The organism is Planctomyces sp. SH-PL14 (assembly GCF_001610835.1).
Lineage (GTDB): Bacteria > Planctomycetota > Planctomycetia > Planctomycetales > Planctomycetaceae > Planctomyces_A.
Genome location: NZ_CP011270.1, coordinates 7,020,993 through 7,043,920, shown reverse-complemented (window position 1 = coordinate 7,043,920; position 22,928 = coordinate 7,020,993). Strand labels below are relative to the sequence as shown.

The 22,928-nt window shown below is 63.7% G+C and carries 16 protein-coding genes; 6 read left to right on the top strand and 10 right to left on the bottom strand.

Annotated features, from left to right (window positions below; all coding sequences use genetic code 11):
• Positions 1-137: 137 nt before the first annotated feature.
• Entirely contained in the window at positions 138-2,912 is a 2,775-nt protein-coding gene (gene gyrA / locus VT03_RS27065) for a DNA gyrase subunit A (RefSeq protein ID WP_231870528.1), read from the bottom strand.
• Positions 2,913-3,441: 529 nt separating this feature from the next.
• Here gyrA and VT03_RS27060 point away from each other — a divergent pair.
• Positions 3,442-4,677, top strand: a complete 1,236-nt coding sequence (locus VT03_RS27060; protein ID WP_075095896.1) for an aminotransferase class I/II-fold pyridoxal phosphate-dependent enzyme — start codon at positions 3,442-3,444, stop codon at positions 4,675-4,677.
• 120 nt (positions 4,678-4,797) lie between these two features.
• Positions 4,798-6,084: a putative sensor domain DACNV-containing protein gene (locus VT03_RS27055; RefSeq protein ID WP_075095895.1), complete on the top strand. Its 1,287-nt coding sequence runs from the start codon at positions 4,798-4,800 to the stop codon at positions 6,082-6,084.
• 455 nt (positions 6,085-6,539) lie between these two features.
• Here VT03_RS27055 and VT03_RS27050 read toward each other — a convergent pair whose 3' ends face one another.
• The 8 genes from VT03_RS27050 to VT03_RS27015 all read right to left on the bottom strand — a co-directional run bounded on the left by VT03_RS27050 (position 6,540) and on the right by VT03_RS27015 (position 16,292).
• Positions 6,540-7,166 (bottom strand): adenylate kinase family protein, encoded by a 627-nt coding sequence (locus VT03_RS27050; protein ID WP_075095894.1) that lies wholly within the window; start codon positions 7,164-7,166, stop codon positions 6,540-6,542.
• A gap of 180 nt (positions 7,167-7,346) precedes the next feature.
• Positions 7,347-7,955: a 30S ribosomal protein S4 gene (rpsD, locus tag VT03_RS27045; protein ID WP_075095893.1), complete on the bottom strand. Its 609-nt coding sequence runs from the start codon at positions 7,953-7,955 to the stop codon at positions 7,347-7,349.
• A gap of 345 nt (positions 7,956-8,300) precedes the next feature.
• Positions 8,301-8,546: a hypothetical protein gene (locus VT03_RS27040; RefSeq protein ID WP_075095892.1), complete on the bottom strand. Its 246-nt coding sequence runs from the start codon at positions 8,544-8,546 to the stop codon at positions 8,301-8,303.
• A gap of 347 nt (positions 8,547-8,893) precedes the next feature.
• Positions 8,894-10,270 (bottom strand): transposase, encoded by a 1,377-nt coding sequence (locus VT03_RS27035; RefSeq protein ID WP_075095891.1) that lies wholly within the window; start codon positions 10,268-10,270, stop codon positions 8,894-8,896.
• 382 nt (positions 10,271-10,652) lie between these two features.
• Positions 10,653-11,654: a phenylalanine--tRNA ligase subunit alpha gene (pheS, locus tag VT03_RS27030; protein ID WP_075095890.1), complete on the bottom strand. Its 1,002-nt coding sequence runs from the start codon at positions 11,652-11,654 to the stop codon at positions 10,653-10,655.
• Between the two features lie 143 nt (positions 11,655-11,797).
• The gene (gene alaS / locus VT03_RS27025) at positions 11,798-14,416 is read right to left on the bottom strand and encodes an alanine--tRNA ligase (protein WP_075095889.1); all 2,619 of its coding nucleotides are present in this window, start codon (positions 14,414-14,416) and stop codon (positions 11,798-11,800) included.
• Between the two features lie 216 nt (positions 14,417-14,632).
• Complete coding sequence (locus VT03_RS27020; protein WP_075095888.1) at positions 14,633-15,124, bottom strand: hypothetical protein; 492 nt, start codon at positions 15,122-15,124, stop codon at positions 14,633-14,635.
• A 49-nt stretch (positions 15,125-15,173) separates the two neighbouring features.
• On the bottom strand, positions 15,174-16,292 hold the full coding sequence (locus tag VT03_RS27015) for a tetratricopeptide repeat protein (RefSeq protein WP_075095887.1): 1,119 nt from the start codon (positions 16,290-16,292) through the stop codon (positions 15,174-15,176).
• A 220-nt stretch (positions 16,293-16,512) separates the two neighbouring features.
• On the opposite strand from VT03_RS27015, the gene VT03_RS27010 reads away from it, so the two are divergent.
• The 4 genes from VT03_RS27010 to rimO all read left to right on the top strand — a co-directional run bounded on the left by VT03_RS27010 (position 16,513) and on the right by rimO (position 22,011).
• On the top strand, positions 16,513-18,324 hold the full coding sequence (locus VT03_RS27010; RefSeq protein WP_082846568.1) for a hypothetical protein: 1,812 nt from the start codon (positions 16,513-16,515) through the stop codon (positions 18,322-18,324).
• 221 nt (positions 18,325-18,545) lie between these two features.
• Positions 18,546-18,815 (top strand): hypothetical protein, encoded by a 270-nt coding sequence (locus VT03_RS27005; RefSeq protein ID WP_075095885.1) that lies wholly within the window; start codon positions 18,546-18,548, stop codon positions 18,813-18,815.
• 1,223 nt (positions 18,816-20,038) lie between these two features.
• Positions 20,039-20,449 (top strand): hypothetical protein, encoded by a 411-nt coding sequence (locus VT03_RS26995; RefSeq protein ID WP_156514788.1) that lies wholly within the window; start codon positions 20,039-20,041, stop codon positions 20,447-20,449.
• A 59-nt stretch (positions 20,450-20,508) separates the two neighbouring features.
• Positions 20,509-22,011 (top strand): 30S ribosomal protein S12 methylthiotransferase RimO, encoded by a 1,503-nt coding sequence (gene rimO / locus VT03_RS26990; RefSeq protein ID WP_075095882.1) that lies wholly within the window; start codon positions 20,509-20,511, stop codon positions 22,009-22,011.
• A gap of 637 nt (positions 22,012-22,648) precedes the next feature.
• On the opposite strand, the gene VT03_RS26985 is transcribed toward rimO, so the two are convergent.
• Complete coding sequence (locus VT03_RS26985) at positions 22,649-22,924, bottom strand: branched-chain amino acid aminotransferase (protein WP_075095881.1); 276 nt, start codon at positions 22,922-22,924, stop codon at positions 22,649-22,651.
• Between the last annotated feature and the right edge of the window lie 4 nt (positions 22,925-22,928).

The window sequence follows — 22,928 nt, the reverse complement described above, 5'->3', positions numbered from 1 at the left end:
CTTACTACGGTTCCTCATGGAAGTGCCTCCGGCGGCAAGGGGGTGAGACCCCCTTGACCCCGGCTGCCGTGGCAGGTTGGGTTTGAGCAAGCAGAGCTGCGCCGGCAAGAACGCGGGGGGAGTCTGTCCGCCACAGATCACGCCTCGGACGACGGCTCTCCCGCATCACCCACCGGCGGAGCGGCGGGGGACGGAGACGTCGTCTCGTCGGCGACTTCCGCCGGGATCCGGGCAATGCTGACGAGCTTGTCGTCCTTATCCAGTTTCATGATCCGCACACCCTGGGTGTTGCGGCCGATGACGCTGATGTCCTTCGCCCGGATCCGCTGCATCATCCCGTACTGGGAGACCATCAGGACATCGTCGCCGTCATGGACCGCCAGCGTCCCCATGACCGGGCCGTTACGGGTCGTCGCCTTGATGTCCCGCAGCCCCTTGCCGCCCCGGCGCTGCCGGCGATACCGCATACCGCTCGACTCGCCCGAGCCCTCTTCGCCAGCCTCTTCATCGGACGCCGGTTCCTCGGCCGCAGTGGCCGCGGCTTCGTCGCTCTCCCCTTCCGCCTCATCGGGCGAGACGACGCCGAACGGGGTCCGCTTGCCGTAGCCGTTCTCGCAGATCGTCAGGAGCGTCGCATCCTCTTCGGCGACGGTGAGGCCGACGACCGTGTCCCCCTTGCCGAGCTTGATCCCGCGGACCCCCATCGTGTCGCGGCCCATCGCCCGGGCGTCAGTCTCGCAGAAGCGGATCGCCATCCCGCCCGCCGTGCTGAGGACGATGTCCTGCCCCGGCTGGACTTTCACGACGTCGATCAGAGCGTCCCCTTCTTCAAGTTTGATCGCCACGATTCCACCGGCGCGGATGTTGGCGAACTTGTCGAGGGAGGTCTTCTTGATGGTCCCGTCCTTCGTCACCATCAGGAGGTACTCGTCCTCCGTGAAGGCGCGGACGTCGATGCAGTCCTGGACGGTCTCTCCCTCGCCCAGCGTGAGCAGGTTGACGAGGGCTCGCCCCTTCGCCGTCCGCCCCTGAAGCGGCAGGTCGTAGACCTTCTGCTTGAAGACGCGTCCGGTGTTCGTCAGGAAGAGCAGCCACGCGTGCGTGCTGGAGACGAACATGTGCTCGGTCGGATCTTCCTCGTCCGCCTTGGCACCGGCGATCCCCTTCCCGCCGCGATTCTGCGCCTGATAGACGCTGAGCTGCGTCCGCTTGACGTAGCCCCGCTGCGAGAGCGTGACCACCATCGGCTCTTCGGGGATCAGGTCGTCCTTGTTGACGTCGGTCAGTTCGTCTTCGGAGATCTCGGTCCGCCGCTTGTCGGCGAAATTCTCCTTGAGGTTGTCCATCTCCTTGCGGACTTCCACAAGGATGTTGGCCTCGCTGGAGAGGAGCCGCAGGTACTCGATGATGTTTTCGAGGAGCTTGCGATGCTCTCCCTGCAGGTTCTCCCGCTCAAGGTTCGCCAGCGAACCGAGTTGCATGCTGACGATCGCTTCCGTCTGGTTGATGGAGAGCGAATAGGTCTCGGCGGTCCCCTGCTCTTCCTGGAACAGGCGGAACCCTTCGTCGCCGAGGGCCCTCTGGACGAGTTCGGCGGGCATCTTGATCGCCTGCAGGCGGACCTTGGCCTCGGACCGGCTGGGGGAGCGGCGGATCGTGTCGATGATCTGGTCGATGTCGATCTGGGCGATCAACATCCCCTCCACCGTGTGCTTGCGGCGGCGGGCTTCGGAGAGGAGGAACTCGGTCCGCCGGCGGATGACCGTAACGCGGTGCCGGATGAACTCCTGGAGCAGGTCCCGGATGTTGAGCGTCTGCGGCCGGTTGCCAACGAGGGCCAGCAGGATCACGCTGACCGTGGTCTGCAGCGGCGAATACTTGTAGAGCAGGTTGAGGACGACTTCGCGGTCGGCGTCCCGCTTCAGGTAGATGTGCAGGCGGACCTGCCACGTCGGGGTCTTGCGGTCGGTGTAGTCGACGACCTTCGAGATCCCCTTGATCTTGTCTTCCTTGATCAGCTCCTCGAGCTTCTCCTTGATCCGGTCGCGGGTCTCGAGGTACGGAATCTCCTTCACCACGATGACTTCGGTGTTCTTCTCGGTCTCGAAGTCGACCTTGGCCCGGACCGTCAGCGTGCTCCGGCCGGTCAGGTAGCCCTGCCGGACGCCGTAGCGGCCGCAGATGACGCCGCCGGTCGGGAAGTCCGGACCGGGGAGGACCTCCATGATGTCGTCGAAGGTCGCCTCGGGGTTGTCGATCAGGACCTGCACCGCGCTCGCCACTTCGGCGAGGTTGTGCGGCGGGATGCTGGTCGCCATCCCGACCGCGATCCCGGTCGACCCGTTGACGAGGAGGTTCGGGAACCGCGACGGCAGAACGACCGGCTCGGTCCCCCGCTGGTCGTAGGTCGGGATGAAGTCGACCGTGTCCCGGCCGAGGTCGTCGAGCATCTCGGCGGCGGCCTGCGAGAGGCGGGCCTCGGTATACCGCATCGCCGCGGGGCCGAGACCGGCGATTGAACCGAAGTTCCCCTGCTTGTCGACCAGGGTGGCCCGCATCACCCAGTCCTGGGCCATGCGGACGAGGGTCGGGTAGATGACCGCTTCACCGTGGGGGTGGTAGTTCCCCGAGGTGTCGCCGGAGATTTTGGCGCACTTGATCCGGCCCCCGCTCGGGCCGAGATTCAGGTCGTTCATGGCGACGAGGATGCGGCGCTGGGCCGGCTTGAGGCCGTCGCGGGCGTCCGGGAGAGCGCGGCTGACAATGACGCTCATGGCGTATGTCAGGTAGCTCTGCTGCATCTCCTGGCGGATGTCCATCCGCTCGATGCCCTGGTCGCTCCCACCGTTTCCGGCGCCGTTCTGTCCGGGCTGAAACGCCTCACCGGACAGGTTCTCGTCCTGATCTGCCAAGGATCGACTCCTCACCGCGGGCGACGTCTCCGCACGGATCGCCGACCGCCACTACAACTCCATTCACAGAAGCAGTTTGCGCCGAAGTGCTTTCGCTCGGCCTGCCCCCTCTTCGCGGACTGAAATTGTATTCGTTTCGCACCGTCTTCACAACGAAGCGAAGCCGCTCTTTGTCATTGAAATTTCAGACCTTACGACGATTCGAAACAGTGCGATCGGGCAGCGTCCTTCCCCCGCGGCCGACGCGGTCTCCCGGGCCGGCTGACGCACCCCAAAAGTCAGCCCCCTTGTCAGGTTGGCGACCGCCCCAACCCCTCTCGTCCGGGATCGCGTCGCCCCTTCTGCGCTCTCCCACAGCCGGACCGACCTGCGCCTGATCGACATGCCTGCCCGACCTGAAACCCGCTCTCGCGGAATCGCCGGGGCACTCATACAATCGAACCGGGAGAGCCGAACCGCGCCACAGGAGGCGCTGTCGTTCCCCGTCGAAGCCGGCCCCCGACATCGCTTGCCGGCACCAGGTACTCCGATGCGCAACGAAAACGAGATCCCCGTCGCCGACAACCCGTTCGGCATTCCCGTCGCCGAGCGGATGAAGCGGCTTCCCCCGTACCTCTTCGCCAAGATCAACAAGGTCAAGTACCAGAAGCGCGTCGCAGGAATCGACGTCATCGACCTCGGCATGGGGAACCCGACCGATCCGCCGGACCAGATGGTCCAGGACAAGCTCGCCGAAGCCCTCGCCGACCCCAAGAACCACCGCTACTCCGTCGCCAACGGGATCAAGAACCTCCGCGTCGAAGTCGCCAAGCGGTACTGGAAGCGGTACGGCGTCCAGCTCAACCCGGACGACGAGATCATCGCGACGATCGGCTCGAAGGAGGGCTTCAGCCATATGTGCCTGGCCCTCATGGGCCCGGGCGACACGGCGATCGTCCCCTCTCCGACCTTCCCGATCCACACCTACGCGGTGATCCTGGCGAGCGGGAACGCGATCCACCTCGACGTCCGCAAGCCGGACGTGTTCCTCCAGAACATCGCCTACACCTGCGAGCACCTGTACCCGAAGCCGAAGCTGGTCATCGCCAACTTCCCGCACAATCCTTCCTCCACCTGCATCGAGAAGGACTTCTGGGTGGAGCTCGTGAAGCTCGCCAAGAAGTACGGGTTCCTCGTCCTGAGCGACTTCGCCTACGCCGACATCTGTTATGACGGCTACCTGGCCCCGAGCTTCCTCTCGGTCCCGGGGGCCCTCGACGTCGGGGTCGAGTTCACGACGATGAGCAAGAGCTACAGCATGGCAGGCTGGCGGGTCGGGTTCTGCTGCGGCAACAAGGAGATGGTCCGGGCTCTCGCGACCATCAAGGGGTACTACGACTACGGCATCTTCCAGGCGATCCAGATCGCGGCGATCGTGGCCATGCGGCACACCGACGCCTCGGTCGACGCCCTGGCTCAGGAATACGAGAAGCGCCGCGACGTCCTGTGCGACGGCCTGGAGCGTCTCGGCTGGGAAATCGACCGCCCGAAGGCCGGGATGTTCGTCTGGGCGAAGATCCCCGAGCCGTTCGCCAAGATGGGCTCGATCGACTTCGCGATGAAGCTCCTTGAAGAAGGGGGCGTGGCGGTCAGCCCCGGCCGCGGCTTCGGAGAAGAGGGAGAAGGCTACCTCCGGCTGGCGATCGTCGAGAACTCGCAGCGGCTGCGGCAGGCGGTCCGTGAGATCGGCCGTTGCACCCGCCCGGAAGCGGCCAAGGCGTCATGAGGAGAGGCCCAAGGAAACAGGGCTCAGGTGACGGGATCCAGGAGAGAGCACACGCCTCCCCCTGGATCCGCAATCCTGGGCCTGAATCCTCCCCTGCTCCCTGTCACGGACGATTGCGCGATGCCGTATTTCTATCCTCGTGATCTGGCGACGTTCGTCGCCGAGCAATGGGACTCGGCGGCGGGGTGGGATCTCCTGCCGTCGGCTGACACGCTCGAGCAGATTCTCTCGACGTGTTACCAGACCAGCCTGCTCTTCGAAGAGCAGCGGCGTCTCGTCTTCCGGCTGCTGGCCTGCCCGCCGCACATGCTCTCCGCCGAAGACAGCCCCCCGACGGGGCTCCTGCGGCTGATGTTCTCTCCGGCCCGCAACTTTGACGAGCACGAGCTGCGGCGGCTTGCGCCCGCGGCCGACTTTCACCGGTCCCTGCTCGGCGTCCACTGGAACCGCGGCCAGCTCTCAATCTGGGGCCTGGTCCAGTCCGGGCCGCGGTGGCTTCAGGCGGCGCACGGCGGACGGCTGCTCCCCGCTGCGATGCCACCGGCGCTGGTCGTGTGCGTCAAGGGCCCCGGGCAGATGACCGTCTGCCAGGGGAACACGACACTGGCCCTGCTGAACCACGGCCACCTGTTCCGCCCGGACCTCGACGTCTTCGACTCGGCCTGGCTTCCCGCCGTCTTCTCCGAAGCGAGGCGGCAGCTTCGCCAGGAGTATGTCTCGCAGTACGGGCTGCCGCAGAACGCCGACGCCACGATCATTGAGCGGCTGACGGCCCTGCTCGCCAAGCACGTTCTTCGCCGAATTGTGAGCCTGGTCCGAGCTCAGCGGCATGGCGGGACGCTGCTGTTTGTGGAGCTCGAGATCGGTCGGCAGCTGCTGGCCGCGAACACGTTCCTGCAGGTCAAGTATCGGTTTCTCGATGAGGAGCCGCGGCGGCGATTCCGGACGCTGTTGTTCCGGATCGTGCATCGGCTGCAGGCGATCACGACCGGGGCGACGGAGCAGGAGATCTGGGAGCAGTTCCTGCATACGAACGATCCGCTGGTGGCTCAGCTGGATGAAGCGATTTTTGAAGTGGCCCACATGGTCGCCAGTCTGGCGGGCGTGGATGGGGCGGTGTTGATGACGAAGCGGTTTGAGATCCTGGGCTTCGGGGCGGAGATTTCGGGGTCGCTTCCGGAAGTGGAGACGATCCGGATCTGCGAGGATCCGGAGGGGGCGAATTCCCGTCCGGCGCGGACGGATGGTGTGGGGACCCGTCACCGGTCGGCGTTCCGGTTCTGTCAGAAGTTTCCGAGTGCGCTGGCGGTCGTGATCTCGCAGGACGGCAATATTCGGTTTGCGGCGACGAAGGACGACGCGGTGCATTGCTGGGATCAGGTGTCGTCGAGCTTTTTGGACATCTGAGCCTGGTGGGGAGAGGCTGAAGGCGGAAGGTAGAGTCGCCTGTTGTTCTCGTCCTCTTTGCGCAGGCATTGCGCCGGGCCGACGGGTGTCGTAGGTGCGCTCAGGTGCGAATGCCCCACCGGGTCCAGGGGGGCACCCCTGGTGGGGAGTGCAGAGGGGCAACGCCCCTTTGCCCGCCGGAGGCCGTCTCGTCGGACAACACCGGAAGGTGCACGTGTCCAAGCGCGGACACCGTGCCGTATGCCCCCTCACCAACCCGCGGGGATTGCAAAGCCAGCGGTGTGATTTGAGGGAGTCCTCATAGCGGGCTCAACAAAGCGTACATCCGTTGCGTACCACGGTTCCTCATAGAAGTGCCTCCGGCGGCAAGGGGGCGTGGCCCCCTTGACCCCAGCCTGCCGTGGCACGTTGGGTTTGAGCTATGGACGCTGCGCCGGCAAGGACGCGGTTGGAGCCTACAGATCCTTACGCGGAAAATTTTCACGGAGCACCGGCGCCAGATGCTTCAGGCACTCCTGAAGAACCTCGGCATGGATCCCGGTTGACTCGACATTCTTGATGATGTCTTCCGGATAGAAGTTCAACACCGGACGGGTCTCGGCCTCATAGACCTGGAACCGGCGGCGAATCACCGACTCGCTGGCATCGTCCGGACGGTTCTCCAGAACGGCCCGGCGCCGAATGCGGTCGATCATCGCCTCCTCGTCATGACACATCAGGTGGACCACCACCTTGACGTCGACATACTTCTTCAGGATCTCGCACTGGTTGCGGTTCCGCGGGATACCGTCCAGCAACAGGAGTTGCTCCCGGGGCTTGAACCGCTCCGCCAGCCGCTGCGACTCCAGCCAGTTCAGGAAGATCTTGATCGTCATGTCGTCCGGCGCGAGCTCCCCCCGGGCGCTGTACTCACGGACGATCCGGCCCTCTTCCGACTTCGCATCGAGCTTGCGGAAGATCACCCCGGTCGAAAGGTGAAAGAACCCCGGGATCTTGGTCAGGATCTCCCCCTGCGTCCCCTTCCCCGCGCCGGGAACGCCGAAGATGAGGGCACCGGGGTACGGATACGGAGGCTTCGCCATGACACAGATCCTGGAAACGTCAGCAGACAGAGGAGAACGCGGCGCCGGGGTCGAATCCTGAATATCCTCGACCCGGCCCTCAGAGCGGAAAACGGGAATCGCGAAAAAGAAAAATCCACCCGGTCGGCCCGGGTGGATTGTATTGGCTGCCGGACTTCCGGCGGTTGTGAGGCGTTTCGCTTAGCGGGCCATGAACGCCACAACCTGCCCCACTTCGACCGGAATGCTCACGTCCTGCTGGGTTGGCAGAGTCGTCACGACCGCCCGGAGGGCTTCCCGATCCATCTGGATCCAGCTCACGTCGCTCGAAGCGACCGAGGCGGCGAGTTCCGCATAGCGGCTCTTGAGGTTCGGACGGTTCTTGACGGTGATGACGTCCCCGGCCTTCACCTGGAAGGAGGGAATCGTGACCGTGCGGCCGTTGACCTGGAAGTGGCCGTGGGCGACGCCCTGGCGGGCCTGCGGGCGGGTGCCGCAGAAACCGGCGCGACGGACGACGTTATCGAGCCGCCGCTCGCACTGAATGAGGAGGTGTTCCCCGGTGTTCCCCTTGAACCGCTTGGCGATATCGAAGTATCGGCGGAGCTGGGCTTCACGGATCCCGTAGTAGAACTTGATCTTCTGCTTTTCCGTCAGAGCGAGACCGTAGTTCGACTGCTTCTTCTTCTTCTGGGCCATGCCCGGCGGATAGGGCTTCCGCTCAAGCGCGCGGATCGCCCCGGCGTTTTCAAAGGCCTGAAAACCAAGGCGGCGATTGACGCGTGCTTTGGGACCTGTGTAACGGCCCATGCCTGCTGATCCTTACAATATTCGGAACGAAATCACTGAACACCAATCCCGCCCGGCACTGGGCCGGAGGGGAAAGAATCGAGTTTTATGACGTTCCGCGCTCGAAACGTCAAGCGTCTGTAGGTGAAGCGATTCGCCGCCATCCCTCCCCTGCCCTGATGAGGCGCCGACGGGCCGGTTCAGTGCTGTACAAACGAGCGCACGGGAAGCCCGCGCTGCCACGCGTTGGGCTTCCCGTGTCGCATCAGGAGTTCGGGAGATTAGGGTCTAGAGTCTAGGGACTGGAGAGACAGGGAATGGCGCGACCGCCCTTCCCTGGACCCTCGTCGCTAGTCCCTCGACCAGTCACGTGTAGTAGAGCTCGTCCGTCCCGAGGGTCGCCATGGGAGCCGGCGATTCAATGTGCGGGACGTGGGAGAGCCACTTGGGGGCTCGCGGGGCGATCTTGTTCTCGCGGTCCTGGACCTGCATCTCGTCGAGGATGACGGGGTGCCAGGCGTCGCTGCGGCCTTCGGCGGGGAGGTAGTTCATCCGCGCCCAGCGGCGGAGACGGAGTTCGTCGACGAGGTCGATTTTGACGGGAGTGAACACGGGGGGCGTCTCGACAAGGGTGCCGCCTGACGGAAGCCGCGTCCGGAAAACGGAGGAGGACGCAGCCGGTCCTTGCGTGTCGGGCGGTTATCGAGGGCGAAGGCGACTGGAGAGAAGCCGCCGTTTCCGTGCCCTGTCAGGAGTGTTATCGGCCCGGCCCGGCACAATCTGCCGGACGACACGGTCCGAATCGGCGTGGACGTGGTAAACGGTGGTCGGTGGCCCGTACGCCCGTCATCGCCGGAGCGACCTGTCTTCGACACACGTTCTTGCCGGCGTGGTGTCCATAGCTCAAACCCAACGTGCCACGGCAGCCTGGGGTCAAGGGGGCAGCCCTTTGAAGGTGGCTATCCCGTGTTGGATCTCCGCTGCTTGAGAAGCCTGTCGGTCGAGAAGTGCTGAGCCCTCGCGGCTGGACGTTTGGTGCGTGTCTTGGGACCACGAATCGATTTGCGATATCGCATGACATCGACGCTCTGGGCCCAGACGTGGAGCTGCCGGCTGAGAGCTTCGGTGGGAAGAGTTCCATACTGTTCCCATTGATCCGCCGGAATCGCGATCATCATCCCGACGTAGGTGCGGCTGAGCTCATCCGACATCCGCCAGTGCGAGAACTGCTCGTCAACGAACTCCTGGCCATGAGCAGAAGCCAGAGCGGCCTGCACGACCGCCAGGACGTTGTAGCACGCAACCGCCGTGCAGAAGCCGAAGAGGGCCGCAGGCGGATAGCCAAGGGTGTTGAGTTCACACCTCAGGTGTGTCGTCAGTTCCTGGAAGGCTGTCTCGATCGTCCATCGCTCCCGATACAGCTCAGCGACCTGTGCTGCGGTGACCTCACTGGCGGGCAGGTTCGTCAGCAAGTGGAGCGTGGAGTCGTGATCCCGGGTTGGTTCGTCCAACTCGATGGTGATTCTGCGGACCGGCAGGACCTCACCGGTTGTGGGATCCGTCAGGCGGACAGGCTCTTCCGTCAGGCGGCCGGAATCGCCCCGGCCGAGCGATTTGGCTTTCCCGGTAACCTCCCATCGCAGCCGGCCCCGATGCTGCCGGGTGACGAAGAACGCGGCGTGTCGGGCCAGACAGAACAGGAGTTCGCTCGTACAGAAGTTCCGATCGTCGATCACCACATCCTTGGGGTCGATCCCCTCCAACAGAGGCAGGCAGAGACGACACTCCTGGGTGTAGGCATCCAGACCAGGAATCACGTCCAGGATCATCCGCAGCTGGGGATCGAGCAGGACGACACACTGGCCCGGCAAGGCTCCGCCTCCTTGAGTTCGCAGCGGCTTGAGCCGATGCTCTGTTCCCTCCAGGTGGTTGCCGTCGAGAATCTTGACCCGGTATCCGGGAAGGAGGGGAGCCGCCATCGCCGGCAGCGTCCGGATCAGCTCGGCCATCTCAGAGGCGGTCTGCCGCACCAGTTCTCGGGACGTGGCCGGTTCGATATGCCCCAGTTTGTCGTAGAGAGCCCGGATGGAGACGGGAATCTGGGCCTTCTTCTGCTGATAGGCCCGATGAACGGACGGCGTGACACGACAGACGACCAGGCTCATGAGATCGACGACGGTCGAGAACAGAAGCTCCCGTTCGTACTGTCGGACAGCCGTCCGTTGAAACAGGGCATCCAATCTCTGCGGGGCGAAGACTTTCTCCAGCGTCGCCCGGGCCATAACACAAAGCGGAGCCTGCTGAATGAAGCGGTCGAGGACCGATTGACCAACCATGGTCGCCTCCTCCCTGGAAATCCTGTGCATGTCTCGACATGACACCGGTTTACCATGAAGGAGGATGCACCTTCAAAGGGCTGGGTCAAGGGGGCCACGCCCCCTTGCCGCCGGAGGCGCTTCCATGAGGAACCGTGGTACACAACGGGCGGCCGTTTTGTGGGACCGGCCATGAGGACTCCCTCAACGCGCACCGCTCGCCTTGCAATCCCCACGGGTTGATGAGGGGGCATTCGGCACCGTGTCCGCGCTTGGACACTCACTCCTTCAGACATCTCTCGACGACCAGGCCTCCGGCGGGCAAAGGGCCAGAAAAACAACGCAGGCCCCTCTGCACTCCCCACCAGGGTGCCCCTGGACCCCGTGCTTTGACTTTCCAGGCTTAGAACTGCCGTAGGAAACGGACGTCGTTCTCATAAAAGAGGCGGATATCCCGCACGCCGAACCGACGCATCGCGAACCGCTCCACCCCCAACCCAAACGCAAACCCGCTCACCTTCTCCGGATCATAACCGACCGTCTCCAACACGTTCGGATCCACCATCCCCGCCCCGCCAATCTCCAGCCAACGATCCCCCCATCGCATGTCCACTTCCACCGACGGCTCGGTAAACGGGAAGAACGACGGACGGAACCGGATCACGACGTCCTCACCCAGATACGCCGTTGCAAACAGCCGCAGCACCGTCTTGAGGTCCGCCATCGTCACATTCGTATCGATCATCAGACCTTCCATCTGATGAAACATGCACGAATGCGTATCATCCATATCGTCCGGCCGGTACACCCGCCCCAGCGACACGATCCGGATCGGCGGCTGCGTCTTCTCCATCACCCGGATCTGAACCGTCGAAGTCTGGCTCCGCAGCAAGAGCGGACTCCCCGTCGCCGTCTTCGCCGCCGACAGATAGAAGTTGTCCAGCGGATCGCGGGCCGGATGGTCCTGCGGAATGTTCAGCGCATCAAAATTGTGCCGCTCATCCTCGATCTCCGGCCCATCGACCGGATCGAACCCCAGACGGGACATGATCGCCTTGAACTCGTCGATCGTCTGCGAGATCGGATGCCGGTGGCCGTACCGGAACGGCGTCCCCGGAAGCGTGACATCCACCCCGTCGACCGCAGCGGCCGGACGCTCGACGGCCGCCTTCCGCGTCTCGAGCAGCGACGTCACCTTGTCCTTGACCTCGTTGAACCGCTTCCCGAGCACCGGCTTCTGATCAACCGGCACCTGCCCGAGCAGCGCCTGCAGGTCCTTGAGCCGCCCCTGCTTCTTCCCCAGGAACTCGATCCGGACCTGTTCCAGGGCAGGCGCGTCCGCGGCCGCTTCAATGGCCGCCGTGGCGTCCGCTTCGTACTGCGTCAGTTGCTGGATCGCGTCCATGGGGCGGGAGAAGTATCAGGTGACAGGGATCAAGTCTCAGTCGGACGGAAGTGTCGAGTCCCGGGGATCGGGAGGAAGGAACAGGGGGCGACTGCCATTCGCTGGGCCGCCCCCTGTCACCAGAATACCTGACCCCCAGCACCTCACTCCGCCAGGGCCTTGCGGTACGTCGCGAGGGCAGCTTCGAGGGCGGCGTCGATCTTGGTCGGGTCCTTGCCCCCCGCTTCCGCGAGGTCCGGACGTCCGCCGCCGCCGCCACCGACCACCTTGGCCGCTTCGCGGATCGAGTCGGACGCCTTGACCTTGGCCTGGACGTCCTTCGTCACCGCGGCGATCAGGGCGACCTTGTCGTCGATCACCGCGGCGAGCAGCAGGGCGACCGAGCCCCCCTTGCCCCGGAGCTCGTCGACATACGCCCGGAGCTGGTCGCGGGTGATCTTCTCGAGCTTGCGGCAGATGACCTTCACGCCGTTGACGATCTCGGCGGCGGCGAGCAGCTTCTGCGACTCGATCCCCACCGACTGCTTCGTGTACTCGGAGAGCTCCTGCTTCACTTCGCGAAGCTCGTCCTGGAGCTGGGTCACCTTGGCCGGAAGCTCGGACGGCAGGCCGGCCCGCAACTGCTGCTGGAGCTGCTTGATGAGGTTGTCCTGATCGCGGACGCTCTCGATCGCCTTCTCCCCCGTGTAGGCCACGATCCGGCGGACACCCGCCGCGACCGGCTCCTCGGAGATGACGCGGGTCAGGCCGACCTGTCCGGTGTTGGACAGGTGCGTTCCGCCGCACAGTTCCAGGCTGAAGTCCCCCATCGAGACCATCCGGACCAGGTCCGGATACTTCTCGCCGAAGAGCGCCTTCGCTCCCCGCTCACGGGCCGTCTTGATGTCAACGACGTCGGTCTTCACCGTCGCGCCGTCGGCAATGCGGGCGTTGATCTCGCGTTCAACGGCGATCACTTCCGCCGGGGTCATCGCCTGCTTGTGGGCGAAGTCGAACCGCAGCACGTCGTCCTCGACCTTGGACCCTCGCTGCATGGCGTTCGGGCCCAGGACGGTCTGGAGGGCGTGGTGGAGGATGTGCGTGGCCGAGTGGGCCCGGCGGATCCCGGCGCGGCGTTCGGCATCGATCACGGCGCTCGCTTCGTCGCCGACGGTGATCTTGCCGCTCTTGAGCCGGCCGATGTGGACCACCAGATCCCCGTCCCGCTGCGTGTCGGTCACGTCGAGAACGAAGCTCTTTGCTTCCAGCTTCCCGGTGTCACCGACCTGGCCGCCGATCTCGCCGTAGAACGGTGTGCGATCGAGCACGACCCCGATCGGAGCGGCGCTGTCGATCTCGGCGAAGTCGTTGACGAGTTTCCCCTCGGCGATGATCCCCGCCACCTTGCCGGTGCCGGTCTCGTCGCTGTAACCGAGGAACTCACTCTTGCCGATCGCCTTGCGGATGGCGTCGATCGGCCCCTCGGCCATGACCGAATCGGCGAAGGCGCCCGAGCCGCTGCGGATCTCATGGTCGCGGACGCAGGCTTCAAACCCCTTGCGGTCAACCTTGACCTCGTCGCGGGCGGCCATCGCCTCGATGAGCTCGATGAGAAACCCCTCCTGTGAGTGCAGGTCGTGGGCTTCCTTGCCGCTGATCGTTCCCCCCTTCCCCGCCTTCTGAGCGAGCCGCTCGTACTTGGGGAGGGCCCGGTCGATGACGCCGAGGAACTGCTTTTCTTCTTCGCGGATGACGTTCTGGACGATTTCCTGCGAGGCGACGAGGTCCGGGTAGGGACGCTTCATCATCTCGACGACCATTGGCACGACCTGGGACAGGAACGGGTCCTTCTTCCCCAGGAGGTAGCCTTCCAGCAGCGCGCGGCGGAGGAGCTGACGGACAATGTAGCCCTGCTTCGACGGCCCCGGCTGAACCCCTTCGTGGATGCACATCGTGCAGGCGCGGACGTGGTCCGCGATCCGCCGCAGCGGTCGGCCGCTCGGTCCTTCCAGCTCGTACTTCTGGCCGACGGTCTCGGCCGCGGCGAGGACGATCGGCTTGAGGGTGTCGATCTCGAAGTTCGTGATCACTCCCTGGAGGACGGACGCCGTCCGCTCCAGGCCCATCCCGGTGTCGATGTTGTTCTTGGGGAGCGGCTTGAGGTTGTTCGGCGGAGCGCCAACGCGGTTGAACTGCGTGAAGACGAGGTTCCAGATCTCGACCGGCTTCGGAGCGCCGGGGGTGTGATAGTAGATCTCGCTGCAGGGGCCGCAGACGCCGTCCGGACCGTCCGTCGGTGCGCCGGCGGGCCAGAAGTTCTCGTATTCGTCGCAGCGGGAGATCCGCTCGACCGGGACGCCGATCTCCTTGTTCCAGATGTTCGACGCTTCATCGTCGTCGAGATAGACGGTAACCGTCAGCCGCGTGGGATCGAGCCCCAGCCACTTCTTGCCGGTCAGGAACTCCCACGCCCAGTGGATCGCTTCCCGCTTGAAGTAGTCTCCGAACGAGAAGTTGCCCAGCATCTCGAAGAACGTGTGGTGATAGGCGGTCACCCCCACGTTCCCGATGTCGCCGGTCCGGATGCACTTCTGGCAGGTCGTTGCCTTGGTGAACTCGATCGGACCGACGCCGAGGAACTGGTTCTTGAACTGGTTCATCCCCGCGGGGGTGAACAGGACGGTCGGGTCCCCGTGCGGGACCAGGACGTCGCTGGGACGGCGGACGCAGCCTTTCGACTCGAAGAAGGAGAGGTAGGCTTCGCGGAGATCGTCGGTCTTCATGGAAACGCTGGGCAGTTCGAGAGTTCGAAGGAAGGGAGATAGTGAGAAGCGGGCTGCCGGGACGCAAGTTACTGTCCCGACGAACTCGCGGAGTGATTCGAGACTGGAGCCGATCCGCTGGCGACGGGTTCGGCCAGCGTGGCCCGGCGGGGACCGGCCTCGAGAGCAGCCGTGGCCGGAAAGCCGCCACAGCCCTGACGGAACGGGATTCCCCGATCAGTCGGCGGCCGGGAACGGGAAAGCGGGGGGATCGACCGGGACGGCCCGCGCCCGGATCACGAGCGGCTTGTCGAACGCCGCCTCGGCCGGAGTGGCGGTTTCGTCGGGCTCCGATTCGTCGTGGAGGGTCAGGGTCAGCTCCTCCCCTTCGATCCGGAATTGGCCGCGATGCGGCCGGCCCAGCAGGCGGAAGGTGTAGTCCCCTTCCCGACCGCGAGGAAAGGGGCTGGTCCCCATATGGAGATCGTGCCCCCTTCGCCCGTCCGGCTGACCGACGAAGAAGATCGCCTCTCGCCGCTTGAAGGAGAGCGTGCGGAGTTCCTGCAGGATCGGGGGACCGCCGTTTGCTCGCTCCGTGATCTGGAAGTCGGTGGCGGGCGTTCCGTCGCGTTCGACGGAGACGACCCGCCATTCCGAATCGACCAGCGTCCACGGTGGCGTTCGGGGGACCGGCGTCAGCAATACCAGCAGAAATACGATCGCCGGCATGATCCCTCTCCGACCGGAAGAACGCCCTGTCCGCCGCAGCGCGACGACGTCAGTTCATCGTTTCCACGAACGGCTTCTTCCCGCGGTAGAGCTCAAGTCGGTCAGACGCTTCTTTGCCCTCTTCCGTCGTCCCAAGGACCTTCACCGCTTCGATCGCCGTCTTGACCGCTTGGTCGAACCGCTCCGAAGCGGCGTATGCGGCCGCCAGACAGTCCAGGAACTTTCCGTCCTTGCGCTCGGTCGCCACGACGGAGGCTTCGGCCAGTTCCACGGCCCGCTTGGGGTTGCGGACTTTGGTGTCAGGAGTTGTCGCCAGGATCCAGGCCAGCTCGTTGTTCAGCGACGGAGAGTCCGGCAGGAACGTGAGGGCCGCTTCGTAGTCCGCCACGGCCGCCACGGCGTCGCCGCTTTCCTTGCGGGCGATGCCGCGATTGGCGTAGGCGTCGGCGTACTTCGGGAAGAGCTCGATCGCCTTGTTGAAGTCGGCGACCGCCTTGGCGTAGTCCTTCTGATGGGTGTAGGTCACGCCGCGGTTGTTGTACGCCTCGGGGTAGCTCGGATCGAGCTTGATCGCCTCGTTCGAGTCGGCGAGCGACTCCTTATAGAAGCCGAGCTCCGCCAGCGCGGCGCTCCGGTTGTCGTACGCGCGTCCCAGCGTCGGATTGAGCTTGATCGCCTGCGTGAAGTCGGCGACCGCCCGCTGGACTTCGCCCATCTCCTGCAGCGCGTTCCCGCGGTTGATGTAGATCTGCGGCGTGCTGTTTCCGAGCTTGATCGACTGGTCGAAGTCCGCCAGGGCCTGCTGGTACTCCTCGAACTGCATCTGGACGAGGCCGCGGTGGTGGTACGCCTCGGCGGTCGGCTTCTCGGCAATGACCTTGTCGAAGTGCTTGACGGCCGACTCGACCGGCAGGACGTCCTCGATGTTCACCCACCCCTGGAAGCGGGGGACCATGAGCCATTTTTCGTTGGTCTTCGTGTAGTGCAGGATGCTCCCCGGAGGGGCATCTCCGATCGGCTTGTCCGACGCGAAGACCTTCGTCTTGGGGGAGATGACAATGACCGTTTGCGAGGCCGAGAGGTCGTCGGCGATGAGGGTTGGGAGGGCTGGAGACGCCGTTCCGATGAGGCAGATTGCAGCGATAAAACGTAGGTTTTTCGTTTGCATGGGTGTACCGTCCTTGTTTTGATGGGCTGAGGGGGAGATCGACTCAAGAACCCGTGCAAGTCCTTGCAAAGCCTCAAACGCCTCGTATCTTATGAAGACGTGGCATCCTGCCCAGAATTTCCATTTTTTCCATTTTAACCCTGGGCTGGGTCTGCTCTGAGATTATCGTCAACTGCGGCGCATTGCCGCAATATGGCAACCCTTGAGAGGAGGACTGCTGATGAGACGTTTTGTTCTGGCGTTGCCCGCAGTGGCACTCGCCCTGACCGCAGCGTTCGCTGACGCCGGCCATTGCCGCCTGCGTCGCGCCCGCTGCTGTCCGGCGCCGTGTGCTTCGGCGTGCAACCCCTGTGGCGGTGGGGTCGCCGCCTGCGGAGCTGCGGAAGCCGCTCCGTGTGCCCCCCAGTATCAGACGGTCGAGAAGACCGTCATGGTGCCGGAAACCGTGACGGAAAAGCGGACCGTCACCGTGACCGAGTACAAGCAGGAAGAGCGTGAGCGGAAGTTCACCGTTCACAAGCAGGTTCCGCGCGAGGAAGAGCGCACCCGCGTGGTGCACTTCACCGAGCAGCAGCCGCAGACTCGCGAAGAAAAGTACACCGTCTACGAAACCGCCCAGGAAGAGAAGACGGAAGAATACACCGTCATGGTTCCTGTGTCGGAAGAGAAGAAGGGCGTCCGGACCGTCTACAAGACCGTCACGGAGAACGTCGAACAGCCCTACACAGTCATGGTCCCCCACACGGAAGAGATCAAGGCGACCCGCACGGTCGGCCGTCCGGTCTGGGAAGACGTGACCCGCACCTACACCGTCATGGTTCCGGTGCAGGAGCAGATGAAGGGTGTCCGCACCGTTCACAAGCCGGTGATGGAGTCGGTCGAGCAGCCCTACACCGTCATGGTTCCCCACACCGAAGAGAGGAAGGGGACCCGGACGGTTTATAAGACCGTCACGGAGAACGTCGAACAGCCCTACACCGTTCTCGTTCCGGTGACGGAAGAGAAGAAGGGGACCCGGACGGTCTACAAGACCGTCACGGAGAACGTCGAACAGCCTTACACGGTCATGGTTCCGCACACGGAAAAGCGGACCGGCAGCCGTCAGGTCTGGTCGACGACCCAGGAAACGCTGACCCGCAAGGTGTCGCGCGATGCCGGCCATTGGACGACCGTTCAGGTCGCCGATCCGTGCAACCCGTGCTGCACCAAGTGCGTCCGTCAGTGGTGTCCGAACATCGTCTGCGAAGACGTGCCTTACACGGTTTGCAAGCCGGTCTGCACGACCCAGCAGTTCGAGTACGACGTCACTGTCTGCACCGCCGAACAGCGGAGCCGCACGATCCAGGTCTGCAAGCAGGTTCCTGAGCAGCAGGAATTCACCTACTGCGTGACCAAGTGCGTTCCGGAACAGCGGAGCCGCACGATCCAGGTCTGCAAGCAGGTTCCCGAGCAGCAGGAATACACCTACTGCGTGACCAAGTGCACCGCCGAACAGCGGAGCCGCACGATCCAGGTCTGCAAGATGGTTCCTGAGCAGCAGGAATACACCTACTGCGTGACCAAGTGCGTTCCGGAACAGCGGAGCTGCACGACCAAGGTCTGCAAGATGGTTCCTGAGCAGCAGGAATACACCTACTGTGTGACCAAGTGCACCCCCGAACAGCGGAGCCGCACGATCCAGGTCTGCAAGCAGGTGCCTGAACAGCAGGAATACACCTACACGGTGACCAACTGCGTTCCGGAGAAGAAGACCCGGACGTTCACCGTCTGCAAGCAGGTTCCGGTCGAGAAGACCCGCACCTGCAACTTCACCGTCTGCGTCCCGAAGACCCGCGAAGAGAAGTACATGGTCACCGTCTGCGACACCGTCGCGGAAGAGAAGACCGAGAAGTACAACGTCTGCGTGCCGGTCGAGGTCCAGAAGGAAATCGACGTTCAGGTCTGCCGGATGGTCGAAAAGAAGATCACCTGCCAGGTTCCGGTGCCGGCTTGCAGCTGTGCTCCGGCTCCCGCCTGCAGCACCTGCAAGTAGTCCTTGATGAGACTCGGGCGGAGCGATCCGCCTGAGCTGGCGTCAGACACGGCCCCGTGGAAACACGGGGCCGTTTTCGTTTTGGTGGCCGCCGATGAACGGTCGCTCAAGGGCGCCAGGGGCGGCGACAGCGTGGGCGCCGCCTCGGTTGCCGAAACCCGGGGCTGGCCGCCTACAATCGGCCCGGTGGCGACAGACCGGTATCAGGTCCCGTTTCATCAATGGATTCCTCTTCCCCCCGCTCCGTCGGCCTCTGGGTGCGAAAGCACGGCGCCCCGGCGCTGGCAGTCGCAGCCGCCCTCCTGTTGTCGGTCGTCAAGTTCAACCGGCCCGCCGCTCTGACCTGGGGACAGGTCCTGATGCCGGTCTGGGGGCCGCTGGTGGGGATGATTGTGATCTGGGCGATCGGGATGGTCGAAGCCCGGCTGGTCTGTGTCTTTCAGGACGCCTTCTTCCCGCGTCCCTCGGCGATGGAACGTCCCGACGCCTGACGTCAGCGGTGTGGCCACAGCGCCCGGGAGGACGAAGCTCCTGCTGAGCCGCGCGGGTTCCAGACCGCCTTCAATCCGTCCCCTCCAGGCTCAACGGGCTTGCCCGCGAAAGGCTCTCTCCCGACCGCGCCGAGGAGGCAATCGGCCGCTTCCACTACCGCCGCGGCTCGGCTGGAGCCTCGCCCTCCCGGGATGCCCTCTCCCGGCATGGGGTGCATTCGCTGGGTGGTGGGCGGTTAACGGGGGACGGGATGCCTTGTCCCGCTGCCTCGAACCGCGTCCTCGCCGGCACGACTCTGATAGCTCAAACCCAACATGCCACGGCAGACTGGGGTCAAGGGGCCAGAAAAACAGCACAGGCCCCTCTGCACTCCCCACCAGGGTGCCCCTGGACCCGGTTGACCAGTACTTGGCGACCAGCAATCGGCGAATGCACCCCCGGCCCAGTGCGCCCGGCCGCGGCATTCCCGGCGGGAGTCCCGGCGGGTAAGATGGCCCGTTCGGCATTCACCGGTCCTGCCCGTCCTGCACGGCAGATCGTCGTCCCGCCGAAAGCCCGAATCCCACGCCCGGTATCACCGTCTGTGTCCAATCCGTCTCTCGAAGTCCTCGACTCGGCCTCTCCCCCTCCCTCCCCTTCGGCGGCCAAGGGGACCTACGCCTTCGTGAAGGCATATTCGTTTGTCACTTCAAAACTTGGTCAGGGACGTCGCTGTCTTTGAATTCTTACTACGCAGCGCTGTCGAGTGCCGACCTGATGGAGGTTTGTCGTGAACTCCAGTCGGCATTCAGCCTCCCCGCATTCACCTTCGATTCGGAGAACCACTGGGAGTACGGGTATTCCAAGAATCCTGAAATGGGGATCAACGTCACCAAAACGGAAGACAGTCGAACGATCGAGACATGGATCGCCGGTTGTCCTCCGAGGGTGAACTTTCAGGTGATTTTGACAGCCAGCGAAGAACCACCCAATTTCCAATCCCAGTTGGCGAAAATTCTTGGGACGACCGTAGTGCGATACGCTTGAAAATGACTTCCGACGATCGATCGCAGTCGCTGCGTGATGCCCGATTCGATGGACCTCCCCGAGACAGTTTGATGAACGACTTGCCGATCCTTGATAGTACGCCTCCGTTGCCCGTTTCGGAGACGAGCGAACGCCCCCACCAAAAAGGGCGCTATTGTTTTGTCAAGGTGTATCCGTTTGTAACCAAGAACCTGAAGTGATCGTCCCCATTCTTCAATCACTGTCGGACATGCCCAAGCTGGTTCCTCCTCCTGAAGGCCTCGCCTGGTTCAAGAATCGTCGAGGGCTCTACATCGAGGACGGAATCGGGTGCCTCGCCCGAGTCTCCGATGTTGAACTCGACGAATCCGGAATCACGGCGATCCTACATGCGGATTCGGAAACGCAATTGATCTGTCACTTTCGGGAGAACCCAAATCGCTTCTGTGATGATGCGAAGCCGCCGTTCGGGGATACTTGGACGATTGCGAAGCCGTGGAATTGGTTCTTCGGAGATCAACAGTACTGGGATGGGTCTTCCTACGGTGGATTTCGATTGCTCTTCTCGACAGATGTCATTGGTCGATTTCTTCAGCGAGATTTGAGCTGGATGGAAGACTACTTCTAACCTCGACTTCGACACTTCGCTCGACGTTCGGTCCTATGGACCTCCCTGAGACAGTTTGAATGAACGAATTGCCGATCCTAGCTAGTACGCCTCCATCTCCCCTTTCGGCGACGAACGAACGTCCCCAGCAAAAGGGGCGGTATTGTTTCGTCAGCCTCGGCTGCCCGAAGAATCTCGTCGACAGCGAGAAGATGCTCGGGAACCTGGCCCTCGACGGGTACACCCTCGTCTCCAATCCGGACGAGGCGGATTTCGTCATCGTGAACACCTGCGGGTTTATCGAGCAGTCCCGGGCGGAGTCGAAGCAGGTCATCCGCGAGATGCTGGACCTCAAGGCCCAGGGGAAGACCGGCGGCGTCATCGTCGCCGGGTGCCTGCCGGAGCGGCTCGGCGGGGACGCCCTGCTCCAGGAGATGCCGGACATCGACCACGTCGTCGGCGTCTTCGGACGGGATGAGATCGCCGACGTCGCCGCAAGGGTCAGCCAGCAGCGGCAGATGTCCGCGCCGCTCGTTCAGCTCAGCCTCGGTATGCCGACCGCGGCTCCGGTGGCTCCCCGCGTTGGTGCCATCGCCGATGAGCAGCGTAAGCTCTTCCGGCCGGCCCCGATCAAGGCGATGGACGACCGGGCCCGGCTGCGGATGACCCCCTCGCACTACGCCTACCTCAAGATCAGCGAGGGGTGCGACCGAACCTGTACCTTCTGCTCGATCCCGCAGATGCGCGGCAAGCACGTCACGAAGCCGATCGAGATGGTCGTCGCCGAGGCCCGCGAGCTGGCCCAGGACGGGGCCCGCGAGCTGATTCTGGTCGCCCAGGACACGACCTACTACGGCATGGACTACTACGGGGAGGTCCGGCTGGTCGACCTCCTCAAGGAGCTCGAGAAGGTCGACGGCCTCGACTGGATCCGGCTGATGTACCTGTATCCGGTCAACTTCACTGACCGGCTGATCGAGACGATCGCCTCGTCCAGCAAGATCCTCCCCTACCTCGACATGCCTCTGCAGCACATCAGCAGCGCCGTCCTCAAGCGGATGCAGCGGCGGGTCAACCGGGAGAAGACGGTGGAGCTCGTCGAGAAGCTGCGGGCCAACATCCCCAACCTCGTCATGCGGACGACGTTCGTGGTCGGCTTCCCGGGGGAGACCGATGAGCAGTTCGAAGAGCTCAAGTCCTTTGTGGCCGACACGAAGTTCCAGCGGATGGGGGTCTTCCCCTTCTCGCCGGAGCCCGGCACGCCGGCGATGAAGCTTGACGGGCACCTGCCGGACGACGTCAAGAACGGCCGCCGCGACGCGCTGATGGAGATGCAGCAGAACATCGCCTTCCAGTGGGGCGAGCAGCTCGTGGGCTATGAGCTCGACTGTCTGATCGACGAAGAGGTCGAGCCGGGGGTCTTCGCGGGCCGGATCTATGCCGACGCGCCGGAGATCGACGGAACGGTCTATGTGCAGGGCGAAGCTCTCTCGATCGGCGACATGGTTCCGGTCGAGATCATGGAGCGGCAGGACTACGACCTCGTGGCGGTCGTGAGCACCGGTGACGAAGAGGAAGAGTGAGCCGCTGCGGCCGGTCCTGCCTCCGGATTTGTGGAGATGACTAAGGCTCAAGGAGGCGGATGGGCTCGCACTGCGTCCTTGCCGGCGCGGCTCTCATAGCTCAATCCCAATGTGCCACGGCAGCCTGGGGTCAAGGGGCCAAAAAACAACACAGGCCCCCTTGTCGCCGGAGGCACGTCCTGTGAGGAACGGTGGTACACAACGGATGTCCGCTTTGTGGGACCAGCTATGAGCACTCCTTCACATCGCACAGCTGGCTTTGCAATCCCCGCGGGCTGGTGAGAGGGCATACGGCACCGTGTCCGCGTTTGGACACTCACTCCTCCAGACATCTCTCGACGGCCAAGCCTCAGGCGGGCAAGAGGGCGTTGCCCCCTTGCATCCCCCACCAGGGGTACCCCCTGGACCCCGGTTCTTGGCCATTATCTGTGTCTATCTGTGTTCATCTGTGGCCCTTTCTCTTCTTCCCTCGTTCACAACACCGTCACGCCACGCTCAGCCTCCAGCTCAACAACAAAAAAACCTCCGCCAGTTTCCCGGCGGAGGTTTCGGCGAACACCAACCCCACTCGATGCTGCCGTAAGTGAATCGGGCCGCTGTGCGTGGAAGGGGAACGGGACGCGGAGGGCTGACGGAATTACTGGATGTCGTACTGGCTGCTGCAGAAGTCGGCCGTATCGCAGAAGTTGCTGTTCTTGGTGCGTCCCTTGTGACCGCCGGTGCCGTTGACCGAGTAGCCCTGGTTGATGCTGGCGAAGGCCGAGCCGACGTCTTCGAGCTCGTTGTTGACGTTGAGGGCGACTTCGCTGAGGCCGACGACGAGGCCGAGGACGGCGATCGAGGCGATGAGGACCAGTTCGGCGGAGACGATGAAGCCGGCTTCGTCGTTCAGGAGGGCGTTGAAGAGTCGCATCGTG

Bases quoted from the DNA above. Each gene is read 5' to 3' on its own strand.
- VT03_RS27060 (WP_075095896.1), top strand. From the start codon at position 3,442: ATGCGCAACGAAAACGAGATCCCCGTCGCCGACAACCCGTTCGGCATT.
- VT03_RS27055 (WP_075095895.1), top strand. From the start codon at position 4,798: ATGCCGTATTTCTATCCTCGTGATCTGGCGACGTTCGTCGCCGAGCAA.
- VT03_RS27050 (WP_075095894.1), bottom strand. From the start codon at position 7,166: ATGGCGAAGCCTCCGTATCCGTACCCCGGTGCCCTCATCTTCGGCGTT.
- rpsD (WP_075095893.1), bottom strand. From the start codon at position 7,955: ATGGGCCGTTACACAGGTCCCAAAGCACGCGTCAATCGCCGCCTTGGT.
- VT03_RS27035 (WP_075095891.1), bottom strand. From the start codon at position 10,270: ATGGTTGGTCAATCGGTCCTCGACCGCTTCATTCAGCAGGCTCCGCTT.
- pheS (WP_075095890.1), bottom strand. From the start codon at position 11,654: ATGGACGCGATCCAGCAACTGACGCAGTACGAAGCGGACGCCACGGCG.
- alaS (WP_075095889.1), bottom strand. From the start codon at position 14,416: ATGAAGACCGACGATCTCCGCGAAGCCTACCTCTCCTTCTTCGAGTCG.
- VT03_RS27020 (WP_075095888.1), bottom strand. From the start codon at position 15,124: ATGCCGGCGATCGTATTTCTGCTGGTATTGCTGACGCCGGTCCCCCGA.
- VT03_RS27015 (WP_075095887.1), bottom strand. From the start codon at position 16,292: ATGCAAACGAAAAACCTACGTTTTATCGCTGCAATCTGCCTCATCGGA.
- VT03_RS27010 (WP_082846568.1), top strand. From the start codon at position 16,513: ATGAGACGTTTTGTTCTGGCGTTGCCCGCAGTGGCACTCGCCCTGACC.
- VT03_RS27005 (WP_075095885.1), top strand. From the start codon at position 18,546: ATGGATTCCTCTTCCCCCCGCTCCGTCGGCCTCTGGGTGCGAAAGCAC.
- rimO (WP_075095882.1), top strand. From the start codon at position 20,509: ATGAACGAATTGCCGATCCTAGCTAGTACGCCTCCATCTCCCCTTTCG.
- VT03_RS26985 (WP_075095881.1), bottom strand. From the start codon at position 22,924: ATGCGACTCTTCAACGCCCTCCTGAACGACGAAGCCGGCTTCATCGTC.